The sequence below is a fragment of the Streptomyces sp. NPDC059718 genome (assembly GCF_042733315.1).
In the GTDB taxonomy this organism is placed as follows: domain Bacteria; phylum Actinomycetota; class Actinomycetes; order Streptomycetales; family Streptomycetaceae; genus Actinacidiphila.
Genome location: NZ_JBHWGA010000028.1, coordinates 35433 through 48147, shown reverse-complemented (window position 1 = coordinate 48147; position 12715 = coordinate 35433). Strand labels below are relative to the sequence as shown.

Below are 12715 nucleotides of genomic sequence, written 5' to 3'. Positions count from 1 at the left end.
CCGTGAGCGGAACCCCCGTGGCCCGCCTCGTACCCATCTCGGGCAGCCAGTCCGTGCTGGACCGCATGGTCGCCGAGGGACGCGCCACACCACCGGCGGCCTCAGGTCCGGTCCCGGTGCCGCCCGTGCTCGGCGATCCGGGGATCGACACGGCGGCCGTGCTGGTCTCGCTGCGCGACGAGGAGCGCTGGTGATCTACCTCGACTCGGCGGCGATCGTGAAGATGGTCCGCCGGGAACAGGGCACCCGGGAGTTGGTCGCCTGGCTGAACGACCGCCCCGACGAGCCTTTGGTGTCGTCGTCGCTCGTCGAGGTGGAGGTGCCACGGGCTCTGCGCCGATCGGCCCCGCAGGCGCTCGCCGGCGTCCCCGGTGTGGTGACCCGGCTCTACCGGGTCGAGATTGACGCGACCGTCCGTGCCACGGCCTGCGCCTACGGCGATCCGCTCCTCCGCCCGCTCGACTCGATCCACCTCGCGACGGCGCAGCTCCTCGCCGACCAGGTGGGCGCGGATCCGCTCGTCTTCGTCACGTACGACCAGCGCCTGCTGAAGGCGGCCCAGGACATCGGGCTGCGGGCCGAGGCACCGGGCGGCTGAGACCCCCGCCTCACTCCACCACGTGCCGTCCCTCGGGGCGGCCGCTGCAGGAGGCCCGGAAGGCGCAGTTCTCGCAGTGTTGGCCGGTGGAGGGGGTGAAGCGCTCGTCGAGGACGCGGGCGGCCGCGCCGGCGAGCAGGGTGTCGGCCCAGTCGCCGCTGAGCGCCTCCTGGTGCTGGACGGTGGGCTGGGTGTCGCCGCCGTCGCGGCGGGCGGCGCCGAGGCGGAGCTGGACGAGCTCGGCGCCGCCGGGGGCGGGCCGGGTGCCGTGGAAGAGCTCGTCGACGGCGCCCTCGCGGACGGCGAGCTGGTAGACGGCTAGCTGCGGGTGGCCCTCGACCTCGGCGGCGGTGGGCTTGGCCTTGCCGGTCTTGAAGTCGACGACGTAGGCGTTGCCGTCGGCGTCGGTCTCGACGCGGTCCATGCTGCCGCGGATGCGGACGGCCACGTCCCCCGTCTCCAAGGTGACGTCGAAGCCGTGCTCGGAGGCGACGGCCTGGCGGCCGCGTTCCATGACGTGCCAGCGCAGGAAGCGCTCCAGGGCGGCCCGGGCGTTCTCCTTCTCCTGCTGGGACTTCCAGGGGGCGTCGAAGGCCAGGGCGTTCCACACCGAGTCCAGCCGCTCCATGAGCACGTCCAGGTCGGCCGGGGTGCTGCCGGAGGCGACCTCGTCGGCGAGGACGTGCAGGACGTTGCCGAAGCCCTGGGCCGCCGTGGAGGGCGGCTCGGCCTTCACCTCGCGGCCGAGGAACCACTGCAGGGCACAGGTGTTGGCCAGCTGGTCCAGCGCGCTGCCGGAGAGGGTGACCGGCTGGTCACGGTCCCGCAGCGGGACCTCGGAGCGGGTCTGCTCGTACAGGCCCCACCAGCGTTCGGGGTGGGCGGCGGGCACCAGCGGCTGGCCCGCGTCCTCCAGGGCCGCCAGGCGCGCCAGGCGCCGGGCGGCGGCCTCGCGCAGGGCGGGGGAGGCGGCCGGGTCGACGGTCGTGGCGCGCAACTCGGCGACGAGGGCCGCGACCGACAGCGGGCGGCGGGACCGGTGGGTGACGTCGACGGGCTCGACGCCGAGTTCGGTGAGGAAGCGGGAGGGCTGGTCGCCGTCGTCGGCGGCGGCCTTCACGGCGGTCACGACGAGCCGCTCACGGGCGCGGGTGGCCGCGACGTAGAACAGCCGGCGCTCCTCGGCGAGCAGGGCGCCCGGGGTGAGCGGCTCCGCGAGGCCGTCGCGGCCGATGCGGTCGGCCTCCAGCAGCGAGCCGCGGCGGCGCAGGTCGGGCCAGAGCCCCTCCTGGACGCCGGCGACGACGACGAGCCGCCACTCCAGGCCCTTGGAGCGGTGCGCGGTCATCAGCCGAACGGCGTCGGGCCGCACAGCGCGCCGGGTCAGCACGTCGGCGGCGATGTCCTGGGCGGACAGCTCCTCCAGGAAGTTCAGCGCGCCACGGCCGCCGGTGCGCTCCTCGGCGCGGGCGGCGGTGTCGAAGAGCACGCACACCGCGTCCAGGTCCCGGTCGGCGTTGCGTCCGGCCGCGCCGCCGCGCGCCGCGGCGCGCTCCAGCCGGCCGGGCCAGGGGGTGCCGTCCCACAGCTCCCACAGCGCCTCCTCGGCGGTGCCGCCGCCGGCCAGCAGCTCGCGTCCCTTGCGCAGCAGCCCGCCGAGCCGCTGGGCGCCCCGCGCGTACGACGGGTCGTGCGCCACGAGCCGCTCGGGCTCCGCGAGCGCCTCGGCGATCAGCTCGTCCGAGGGCCGCGGTACGGCGACCCCGGCGGCCCGCTCCTCCTCGCGCAGGGCGCGGCCCAGGCGGCGCAGGTCGGCGGCGTCCATGCCGCCGAGCGGGGAGACCAGCAGGGTGAGCGCGTCCTCGACGCGCAGGCCCGGCTCCGGGGCGTCGGGCAGGGCGGCGTGCGCGCAGACCCGCAGGGCGAGCAGGAGGGGGGCGACGGCGGGCTCGTCGCGCAGCGGGAGGTCGTCCCCGTCGATCTCGACCGGCACCCCGGCGGAGGTCAGGGCCCGCCGCAGCACGGGCAGCGAGCGGGAACCCGCGCGCACCAGGACGGCCATGTCGGACCAGGGGACGCCGTCCTCGAGGTGGGCGCGACGCAGCACGTCGGCGATGCCGTCGAGTTCGGCACCGGGCGTGGGGTAGGTGCGGACGGCGGCCGAGCCGCCGTCGCGGACCGGCGCGAGCTCGCGGTGGGCGCGGACGGCGGCGGCCGGGAGCCGGGTCAGCGGCATCCGCCGCGTCAGGAGCCGGGTGGCGGCCAGCAGGGCGGCGCCGGAGCGGCGGGATGTGGTGAGGACGCGGACGCCGGCGGGGCGGCCGTCGGCGTGCCGGAACTCCTCGGGGAAGCCGAGGATGCCGTTCACGTCGGCGCCGCGGAAGGCGTAGATGGACTGGTCGGGGTCGCCGAAGGCCACCAGGTGGCGGCCGCCGCCCGCGAGCGCCTGCAGCAGCCGCACCTGCGCCGGGTCGGTGTCCTGGTACTCGTCGACGAAGACGGCCTCGTACGCCCCGGCGAGGTGGCGGGCCACCTCGGGACGCCCGGCCAGGAGCACCGCGCGGTGCACCAGTTCGGCGTAGTCGATGACGCCCTGGAGGTCGAGGACGTCCAGGTACTCGGCGAGGAAGCCGGCCGCCGCCGACCAGTCGGGGCGGCCGGTGCGGCCGGCGGAGGCGGCCAGGGCGCGCGGGCCGAGGCCGAGCTCGCGGGTGCGGGCCAGCACGGCCCGCACCTCGTCGGCGAAGCCGCGGGTCGTCAGCGCCGCGCGCAGCTCGTCCGGCCAGCGCACTCGGGTCCGCCCCCGCCGCTCCAGTTCGGCCTCGCCCACCAGCAGCTCGCGCACCGCCAGGTCCTGTTCGGGGCCGGACAGCAGCCGCAGCGGGTCGGCGAACAGCTCGGGGTCCTGGTGGGCGCGGACCAGGGCGTAGCAGAACGAGTGGAAGGTGGTCGCCTGCGGTGCGGCCGCGCCACCCATCCGGGCGGCCATGCGGTCCCGCAGTTCCCCCGCGGCCTTGCGGCTGAAGGTGAGGACGAGGATCCGTTCCGGGTCGGTGCCGCGCCGCACGCGTTCGGCGACGGCCTCCACCAGGGTGGTGGTCTTCCCGGTGCCCGGACCGGCGAGGACCAGAAGCGGACCGCCCGCGTGCTCAACCACCGCGCGCTGTGCGGCGTCCAGTTCAGGGGGCGTCACCGGTTCCGGAGCGGTCCGTAGCAGTCGGTAGCCGCCGGAAGGCCCGACCGTCCCCCCGGAGCGCCGTGCGGCGGCGTCCGTCTGGCGGGTGGAGGAGGAGGTCACGTGGTTCGCCGGTTCCGTGTGCGTGCGGGTGCGTGTGCGGCGGCCTGTGCCGCCGGTGGCCGGGGGAGGCCGGGTGCCGACGGTACGCCACCGGTCGAGCGGACCGCCGCGCGTTCCGTCCTTCCCGTACGGATGCGGGAGCGGCCGGACGCGGGGCGCCGTACTCCGTCCGGACGGCCGATGGCATCAACCGGTCCCCGATGGCGGAAGCTGGATGGTGTGAGCGTCCGGTCGTCAGTCGTCCCCGCCGGGGGCGGGCACGGGGTCCGTGCCGTCCCAGCGGGCCGCGCGCATGTCGAGGCGGGGTATGTGGCCCTTCGCGGCCCGGGGGGCCGGGCGCAGCGGGGTGCCCTCGGCGCGGTAGTGCTCCAGGGCGCGCAGCTCGTGGCCCGGCAGCAGCCCGCCGTCCGCGCGCACCACGCGCCACCACGGCACGGCCCCGCCGTACAGCGCCATGACGTGGCCCACCTGCCGGGGACCGCCCTCCCCCAGCCACTCGGCCACGTCGCCGTAGGTCATGACCCGTCCGGGCGGGATCCGCTCGGCGACGTCCAGCACGCGCTCCGCGTACGCGGGCAGCTCCTGGACGTCGTCGTCCGGACCGTCGTCCGGGTCGTGCGCGGTGTCCTTGCTCATCCGTCACATGGTGCCCCACGGCACCGACAGTCGCGGCCGGCGCCCGCGCGTGCGGGGGCGCCCGGGACGGCGAATTGCCCCCTCCTGCGCCCATGCGCGCGCCGCTCGTGCCACCATCATCCGGGCGGTGACTGGTGATACGAGATCAAAAAGAGACAGCCGGAGAGCACGACGTGAGCGGGAACGGAGCCGCTCGCGCGGTCCCCGCTGCCTCCGAGGGCCCCGGGGACGGCTCCCCGGCGACCCCGGACGAGCGCGCCGAGCAGGCCGTGTCCGCGTCCGGTGACGCCCCGCGCGGTGAGACCCGCGCCACATCGAAGGCCCCGGCCGGGCAGCCGGCGGTGACGCCCGCGCGGTCCGGGGACGACGCCCAGAACGACACCCCCGGCACCGCCGAGGCCCCGGACACCGAGGCTCCCGGCACCACCGAGGCTCCCGGCACGGCCGAGGCCCCGGACACCGCCGACGGCCCCGGCGCCGAAGAGTCCGTCACCGGCACCACCCCGCACACCGACCCGGTGGCGCGGGACGAGCCGCTGCTGCCCGCACGCGTGCACCGGCCCGTCGACCTCATGCGCTTCCTCTTCGGGCTCCTCGGCATCGCGATCGTGCTGATGATCGCGGGCTTCGCGCACGCGACGACCTCCGGCGTGGAGCAGGACATCGCCGAGGGCGCGACGCACGCGCCCGAGCCGCTGATCACGATCGCCGGGCTGCTGGCGACCGTGGCGGTGCTGATCGTGCCCGTGGCGTTCGCCGTGGAGCGGCTGATCAAGCGGGACGGGCTGCGCATCGCGGACGGCGTGCTGGCCGCGGTCCTGGCCCACGGGGTGTCGCTCGCCACCGACCTGTGGGTGTCGGACGCGGCGCCGGTGGCGATCCGGGACGCGCTGACCCGCGACGCACCCGGCGGCGGGATCACCGACCCGGTCCACGGCTACCTGGCCCCGGTGATCGCCTACATGACGGCGGTCGGCATGGCCCGGCGCCCGCGCTGGCGGGTGGCGCTGTGGTTCGTGCTGGTCGTGGACTCCTTCGCGGTGCTGGTGGGCGGTTACACGACACCGTTCTCGATCATCGTGACCGTGCTCATCGGCTGGACCGTGGCGTACGGCACGCTCTACGGGGTCGGCTCGCCGAACGTCCGCCCGACCGGCCAGAACCTGCTCGCGGGTCTGCGCCGGGTGGGCTTCGCCCCGCTGACGGCGGTCCGCGCGGAGGACGAGTTCCCCGACGCGCCCGACTCCGACCGGGGCCGCCGCTACCTGGTGACCCTGGAGCGGGGCCCGCTGCTCGACGTCACGGTCGTGGACCGCGAGCAGCAGGCGCACGGCTTCTTCTACCGCATGTGGCGCCGACTCCAGCTGCGCGGGATCACCCAGCGGCGCAGCCTCCAGTCGCTGCGCCAGGCGCTGGAGCAGGAGGCGCTGCTGGCCTACGCGGCCATCGCCGCCGGCGCCAACGCCCCGCGGCTGATCGCCACCTCCGAGCTGGGCCCGGACGCCGTGATGCTGGTGTACGAGCACATGGGCGGGCGCTCCCTGGACGCGCTGTCGGACGAGGAGATCACCGACGAGGTGCTGCACGGCGCCTGGGAGCAGGTGCGGGCGCTGCAGTCGCGGCGGATCGCGCACCGCAGGCTGGTCGGCGAGGCCCTGAAGATGGATCGCCACGGCGACGTCTTCCTGACCGACCTGCGCGGCGGGGAGATCGCGGCGGGCGACATCGTGCTGCGCATGGACGTGGCGCAGCTGCTCACCACCCTGGCGCTGCGCGTCGGCCCGGAGCGGTCGGTGGCCTCGGCCGTGGCCGTGCTGGGCCCGGACGCCGTCGCCGACTCCCTGCCGCTGCTGCAGCCGATCGCGCTGAGCCGCACCACCCGGGCCACGCTGAAGCAGCTCGCCAGGGAGCGGGCGCAGCGCGAGCGCGAGGCGGTGCTGGCCGCCTCCCGCGCCCGACGGGCGGACGGGGAGGCCGGTGACGCGGGTGAGGCAGCCGGCAAGGACGCGGGCAAGGAGACCAAGGCCGAGCGGCGGGCCGAGAAGAAGGCGATCGAGGACGCGCTGGACGGGGTCCGCGAGGAGGACCTGCTCACCCGGATCCGCCACCAGGTGCTGCTCATCCGTCCGCAGGCCCCGGTCGAGCCGGTACGGCTGGAGCGGGTGCGGCCGCGCACGCTGATCAGCATCATCGCGGGCGCCTTCGCCGCGTACTTCCTGCTCTCCCAGATCAGCAGCATCGACCCGGCGACACTGCTGGCCGAGGCGAACTGGATCTGGGTCATCGTGGCCGTGCTGGCCTCCGCGCTCAGCTACGTCGCGGCGGCGATGGCGCTGTCCGGTTTCGTGCCGGAGAAGCTGTCCTTCGTCCGCACCACGCTGGCGCAGATCGCCGGTTCCTTCGTGAAGCTGGTGGCCCCCGCGGCCATCGGCGGCGTGGCGCTCAACACGCGCTACCTGCAGAAGTCGGGCGTGCGCCCGGGGCTCGCGGTGGCGAGCGTGGGGGCCTCGCAGCTGGTCGGCCTCGGTTCGCACATCAGCCTGCTGCTGGTGTTCGGCTACATCACGGGCACCGAGAAGACGCCCTCCCTGTCGCCGTCCCGGACGGTGATGGCGGGCCTGCTCACGGCCGGCGTGCTCTTCCTGGTGGTCACCGCGGTGCCGCCGCTGCGGCGCTTCGTGTCCACGCGGGTGCGGGCGCTGTTCGCCGGGGTGGTGCCGCGCATGCTGGACGTGCTGCAGCAGCCGATGAAGCTCACCACGGGCATCGGCGGCACGCTGCTGCTGACCCTCGCCTTCGTGCTGTGCCTGGACGCCAGCATCCGCACCTTCCACGGCGAGGTGAACTTCGCGGCGGTCGCGGTGATCTTCCTGGCGGGCAACGCGCTGGGCTCCGCCGCCCCGACCCCGGGTGGCCTGGGCGCGGTCGAGGGCGCGCTGATCGCCGGTCTGACCACCATCGGCCACCTGGACTCGGCGACGGCCACCTCCGCGGTGCTGCTGTTCCGGGTGCTGACCTTCTGGCTGCCGGTGCTGCCCGGCTGGCTGGCGTTCACCCAGCTCACCAGGCGGCAGGCGCTGTGACGCGGGCCCACTGACAGAGGATGTCAGTGGGCCGCCCCTACGGTCCCCGGTCATGGACACCACGCACATCGTCGAGTTGCGCCAGTACACCCTGCACCCCGGCGCCCGGGACACCCTGGTCGAGCTGTTCGAGCGCGAGTTCGTCACCGGTCAGGAGGCCGCCGGGATCCGGGTGGGCGGCCGGTTCCGCGACCTGGACGACCCGGACCGCTTTGTATGGATGCGGGCCTTCCCCGACATGGCGGCCAGGACCCGCGCCCTGCACGCCTTCTACGACGGCCCCGTCTGGCGGGCGCACCGCGAGGAGGCCAACGCGACCATGACCGACTCCGACGACGTCCTGCTGCTGCGCGGCCCCGGTTACCGCGTGCCGGACGACGCCGGGCTGGTCGTCGCGACCGTCTGCCACCCCGCCGACCCGTCCGGCTTCGCGCCCCCGGACTCCGCCCGCGCCGTGCACCGCACCGAGCACGCGGCCAACGGCTTCCCGGCGCTGCCCGTGCGCACCGGCGAGGACGTCGTGGTCTGGTTCGCCGCCTACGCGGAGGCCGGCGCACGCCCCGAGGAGCCCGTCCTGCCCGCCGGCCCGGAGCGGCGGTTGCTGCGGCCGCCGCAGCGGCTGCGGCTCGCCCCGGTGCGCGTTCCGGGGCCTCAGCGCAGGATGTCGCCGAGGTCGTAGCCGACCGGTTCCTCCAGCTGCGCATAGGTGCAGCCGGCGGGGTCGCGGTCGGGCCGCCAGCGGCGGAACCGGGCGGTGTGCCGGAAGCGGTCGCCCTGCATGTGGTCGTACGCGACCTCCAGGACGCGCTCGGGCCGCAGCGGGATCCAGGACAGGTTCTTCCCCGCGCTCCAGCGGCTCTGGGCCCCGGGCATGCGGCCGCCGGGCTCTGCCTCGGCCCAGTCGGCCCAGGGGTGGCCCTCGGCGGACTCCATGCGCAGCGGCTCCAGTTCGGCGACGAGTTCCTCGCGGCGGCGCATCGGGAAGGCGGCGCAGACGCCGACGTGCTGGAGTCGGCCGGCGGCGTCGTGCAGGCCGAGCAGGAGGGAGCCGACGACGGGACCGGACTTGTGCCAGCGGAAGCCGGCCAGCACGCAGTCGGCGGTGCGCTCGTGCTTCACCTTGATCATGACGCGTTCGTCGGGGCGGTAGCCGACGTCCGGGGGCTTGGCGACGACGCCGTCCAGTCCCGCGCCCTCGTACTGCTCGAACCACCGCCGGGCCAGCTCGATGTCGGTGGTGGCGGGGGCGACGTGGACCGGCGGCCGTGCCGTGCCGAGCGCGTCGACCAGGGCCTGGCGGCGCCAGGTCTGCGGGTCCGCCATCAAGGAGCGGTCGCCGAGCGCCAGCAGGTCGAAGGCGACGAGGGAGGCGGGGGTGCGTTCGGCGAGCTGCCGCACACGGGAGTCGGCGGGGTGGATGCGCTCCAGCAGCGCGTCGAAGTCCAGCCTGCCCCCGCCGGCGATGACGATCTCCCCGTCGACGACGGCGCGCGGCGGCAGTTGGGCGCGGACCGCCTCGACGACCTCCGGGAAGTAGCGGGTCAGGGGCTTGCCGGTGCGGCTGCCGATCTCCACCTCGGCACCGTCGCGGAAGACGATGGCGCGGAACCCGTCCCACTTGCCCTCGTACAGCATGCCGGGCGGGATCTCGGTGGCGGACTTGGCGAGCATCGGCTTCACGGGCGGCATCACCGGCAGGTCCATGCCGCGATTCTCCGCCCGGCGCGCGCCGCCCGCCCGTCGGGCCTACCGTGTCGGGGACGGGAGAGGCGGTGACGGCATGGCAGAGGCGGTCGAGCTGACCGTCGGCGAGCGGACGGTCCGGATCTCGAACCCGGGGAAGGTGTACTTCCCGGAACCGGGCTTCACCAAGCTGGACGTGGCCCGCTACTACCTCACGGTCGGCGACGGCGTCCTGCGGGCGCTGCGCGACCGGCCGACGACGATGGAGCGTTACCCGGACGGGGTCGAGGGCGAGTCGTTCTTCCAGAAGCGCGCGCCGAAGAACACCCCGGACTGGATCCCCACCGGCCGCATCCGCTTCCCCTCCGGCCGCCACGCCGACGAGATCTGCCCGACCGAGGTGGCCGCCGTCGTCTGGGGCGCCAACCTCGGCTGCCTCACCTTCCACCCGTGGCCGGTCCGGCGCGGCGACCTCGACCACCCGGACGAGCTGCGCATCGACCTGGACCCGCAGCCGGGCACCGACTTCGCCGACGCGGTGCGCGTCGCCGGCGAACTGCGCGGGCTGCTGGAGGAGCTGGGTCTGCGCGGCTGGCCCAAGACCTCCGGCGGGCGGGGCCTGCACGTCTTCGTGCCCATCGAGCCCGAGTGGACGTTCACCGGGGTGCGGCGGGCCGCCATCGCCATCGCCCGCGAGATGGAACGCCGGATGCCCGGGCAGGTCACCAGCGCGTGGTGGAAGGAGGAGCGCGGCGAGAAGATCTTCGTCGACTACAACCAGACCGCGCGCGACCGCACCATCGCCTCCGCCTACTCCGTACGGCCCAAGCCGCACGCCCCGGTCTCCGCGCCGCTGCGCTGGGAGGAGGTGCCGCAGGCACACCCGCGGGACTTCGACCTGGTCACCATGCCCGCGCGCTACGCCGAGCTGGGCGACGTCCACGGCGGCATGGAGGAGCACGCCTTCCGGCTGGACGCCGTCCTGGAACTGGCCGAACGCGACGAGCACGACCGCGGGCTGGGTGACATGCCGTACCCGCCGGACCACCCCAAGATGCCCGGGGAGCCGCTGCGGGTGCAGCCGAGCCGGGCCAGGCGGACGCCGGACGGCGACGCCGGCGGGGACTGACGGCGCGCCAGGACGGCGCGGCCGCACGGCGGCGCGGCACGACCCCTTCCCACCGCGACCGCGCTGACGCATCATCAGGCGCATGCCCGCGCCTCGACCCGTGCCCCTGGACGAGTACCCGGTCCATCAGATCGCCCGTTCCATGCGCCACGTCGCGACCGGTGACCGCAACGCCTACGACCGTTCGATCTTCCACTTCTTCGACCACGAGGGCCGGGCCCTGCTCGTCACCGGCCTCGGCGTCCACCCCAACCTGGGCGTCACCGACGCCTACGCGACCCTGACGCGCGGCACCGGCATGCTCGCGGTGCGCGCCTCGGACGCGCTCGGCGAGGACCGCATGCGGCAGCAGGTCGGGCCGCTGCGCATCGACGTCCTGGAACCGCTCCGCAGGCTGCGGCTGACCTGCGACGACGAATTCCTCTCGTACGACCTGGAATGGGAGGCCGCGTTCCCGGCCGTCGAGGAGCCGCACCACGCCCAGTACCGGGGCGGCCGGCTCTTCCTGGAGGCCAGCCGCTTCGTCCAGGCCGGCACCTGCCACGGTGTGGTCCGCACCGGCGACGGCGAGGAGATCCGTGTGGAGCGCGGCCGCTGGACGGCCACCCGGGACCGCAGCTGGGGTGTGCGCCCGGTGCCCGGCGAGGCCCCGGGACGGGCCGAGGAGGAGCACCGCCCGCAGGGTTTCCACTGGCTGTGGATACCGATCCGGTTCGACGACCGCTTCGTCATGGTGATCGCCCAGGAGGACGCCGACGGCTACCGCTCCCTGGACGAGGCCCTGCAGATCACCGAGCACGGCCCGGACCGGCAACTGGGCCGGGCCCACGTCGGCATCACCTACCGGGAGGGCACCCGCACCCCGGTCTCCGCCGTCGTCCACCTCGACGGCGGGAAGATCGAGGCCGAGGTGCTGGTCTCCAGCCCGCTCGCCGTCGGGGCCGGCTACCCGCCGGCCCGCGACTGGCAGCACGGCGAGTGGAAGGGCCGCGGATGGCTCGACCGCCGTGCGTATGACCTGACGGATCCGGCGGTCATGGCGCCCGCCGCCTACGGAGTCACCGACCACGCCGCGCGTTTCGCCTGGGACGGCCGGGTCGGCTACGGCATCTTTGAGCACGGCAGCTTCGGCCGCCACACCCCCAGCGGCTTCACCGGTCAGGAGGCCATGTGACAACGGTGCGCACCACCACCCGCGATCCCCGACTGCTGCGCAGCCGCCTCGACGAGTGGCTGGCCGCGAAGCACCCCGGCGCCCACAGCCGCGCGGTGCACGCCCCCTCCGCGAACGGCCTGTCCAGCGAGACCGTCCTGTTCGACCTGGCCGTCCCCCATCCGGCGGGCACCGCGCGCCAGCGCATCCGCCCCTGCGTGCTGCGGCTGGCCGGCGACCCCGACGCCTACACCGTCTTCCCGACGTACGACATGGCCGCGCAGTACCGCGTCATCCGGACGGTCGCCGCGCGCACCCGCGTCCCCGTGCCCGAACTGCTGTGGCTGGAGCCCGACCCGGGGCCGCTCGGCGCGCCCTTCTTCGTCATGGAGCGCGTCCCGGGGCGCGTCCCGCCGGACGTCATGCCCTACACCTACGGCGGCAACTGGCTCTTCGACGCCTCCGAGCAGGACCGGGCGCGGCTGGAGCGTTCGACGGTGCGCGTCCTCGCCGAACTCCACACCGTCCCCGGCGAGGGGACGCTGCGCGCGCACGTCGACGCCCAACGCGCCTACTACGAGTGGGTCGTGGACGGGCTGGCCCCCTCGCCCGTCATCGAGCGGGCCTTCGCGTGGCTGGAGAAGCACTGGCCCGCCGACCCCGGCCCGTCCGTGCTCAGCTGGGGCGACGCCCGGGTCGGCAACATCGTCTACGACGCCGACTTCTCCCCCGTCGCCGTCCTCGACTGGGAGATGGCCTCCGCCGGCCCCCGGGAACTGGATCTCGCCTGGCTGGTGTACCTGCACCGCTTCTTCCAGGACCTCACCGTCACCGCCGGCTTCCCCGGCATGCCGGACTTCCTCGACCGCGACCGCGTCGCGGGGACCTACGCGGAGCTCACCGGGCACACCCCGCGCCACCTGGACTTCCACCTCCTGTACGCCGCTTTGCGGCACGCGGTCGTGATGCTGCGGATCGGTCACCGCCAGGTGCACTTCGGCGAGCGCGAGATGCCGGCCGACCCGGACGCGCTGATCCTGCACCGGGACACGCTGGAGGCGATGGTGGAGGGCCCCCACCGCTGATCCCAGGACCCGGCCCGGAACCTCACGCGGAACCTCACGTTCCGTGACGG

General features: G+C 74.9%; 10 protein-coding genes. 7 read left to right on the top strand and 3 right to left on the bottom strand.

Going from position 1 to position 12715, the window contains the following annotated elements; translation table 11 throughout:
* Positions 1-2: 2 nt before the first annotated feature.
* Together ACFV3E_RS28480 and ACFV3E_RS28475 are read left to right on the top strand one after the other, a co-directional pair.
* Complete coding sequence (locus ACFV3E_RS28480) at positions 3-194, top strand: hypothetical protein (protein ID WP_500537244.1); 192 nt, start codon at positions 3-5, stop codon at positions 192-194.
* A complete protein-coding gene (locus ACFV3E_RS28475) occupies positions 191-598 on the top strand; it encodes a type II toxin-antitoxin system VapC family toxin (protein WP_500537243.1) in 408 nt (135 codons plus the stop codon). The genes ACFV3E_RS28480 and ACFV3E_RS28475 overlap by 4 nt, the downstream gene beginning before the upstream one ends.
* Before the next feature lie 10 nt (positions 599-608).
* Here ACFV3E_RS28475 and ACFV3E_RS28470 read toward each other — a convergent pair whose 3' ends face one another.
* Entirely contained in the window at positions 609-3896 is a 3288-nt protein-coding gene (locus ACFV3E_RS28470) for an ATP-dependent helicase (RefSeq protein WP_500537242.1), read from the bottom strand.
* A 234-nt stretch (positions 3897-4130) separates the two neighbouring features.
* The gene (locus tag ACFV3E_RS28465; RefSeq protein ID WP_500537241.1) at positions 4131-4532 is read right to left on the bottom strand and encodes an MGMT family protein; all 402 of its coding nucleotides are present in this window, start codon (positions 4530-4532) and stop codon (positions 4131-4133) included.
* A 173-nt stretch (positions 4533-4705) separates the two neighbouring features.
* Here ACFV3E_RS28465 and ACFV3E_RS28460 point away from each other — a divergent pair, with 173 nt between their 5' ends.
* Positions 4706-7615: a lysylphosphatidylglycerol synthase transmembrane domain-containing protein gene (locus ACFV3E_RS28460; protein WP_500537240.1), complete on the top strand. Its 2910-nt coding sequence runs from the start codon at positions 4706-4708 to the stop codon at positions 7613-7615.
* A gap of 52 nt (positions 7616-7667) precedes the next feature.
* Positions 7668-8294, top strand: a complete 627-nt coding sequence (locus ACFV3E_RS28455) for an NIPSNAP family protein (protein WP_500537239.1) — start codon at positions 7668-7670, stop codon at positions 8292-8294.
* Here the strand turns inward: ACFV3E_RS28455 and ACFV3E_RS28450 are convergent.
* Positions 8267-9319 (bottom strand): ATP-dependent DNA ligase, encoded by a 1053-nt coding sequence (locus tag ACFV3E_RS28450; protein ID WP_500366539.1) that lies wholly within the window; start codon positions 9317-9319, stop codon positions 8267-8269. The two genes, ACFV3E_RS28455 and ACFV3E_RS28450, sit on opposite strands and share 28 nt — an antisense overlap.
* A gap of 76 nt (positions 9320-9395) precedes the next feature.
* On the opposite strand from ACFV3E_RS28450, the gene ligD reads away from it, so the two are divergent.
* From ligD to ACFV3E_RS28435, 3 genes are all read left to right on the top strand, one after another.
* Complete coding sequence (gene ligD, locus ACFV3E_RS28445; protein ID WP_500366541.1) at positions 9396-10427, top strand: non-homologous end-joining DNA ligase; 1032 nt, start codon at positions 9396-9398, stop codon at positions 10425-10427.
* A gap of 82 nt (positions 10428-10509) precedes the next feature.
* Positions 10510-11601, top strand: coding sequence for an Rv3169 family protein (locus tag ACFV3E_RS28440; protein ID WP_500366543.1), 1092 nt, complete (start codon positions 10510-10512; stop codon positions 11599-11601).
* Complete coding sequence (locus tag ACFV3E_RS28435) at positions 11598-12665, top strand: phosphotransferase family protein (RefSeq protein WP_500537238.1); 1068 nt, start codon at positions 11598-11600, stop codon at positions 12663-12665. Before ACFV3E_RS28440 ends, ACFV3E_RS28435 begins: the two co-directional genes overlap by 4 nt.
* Positions 12666-12715 lie beyond the last annotated feature (50 nt).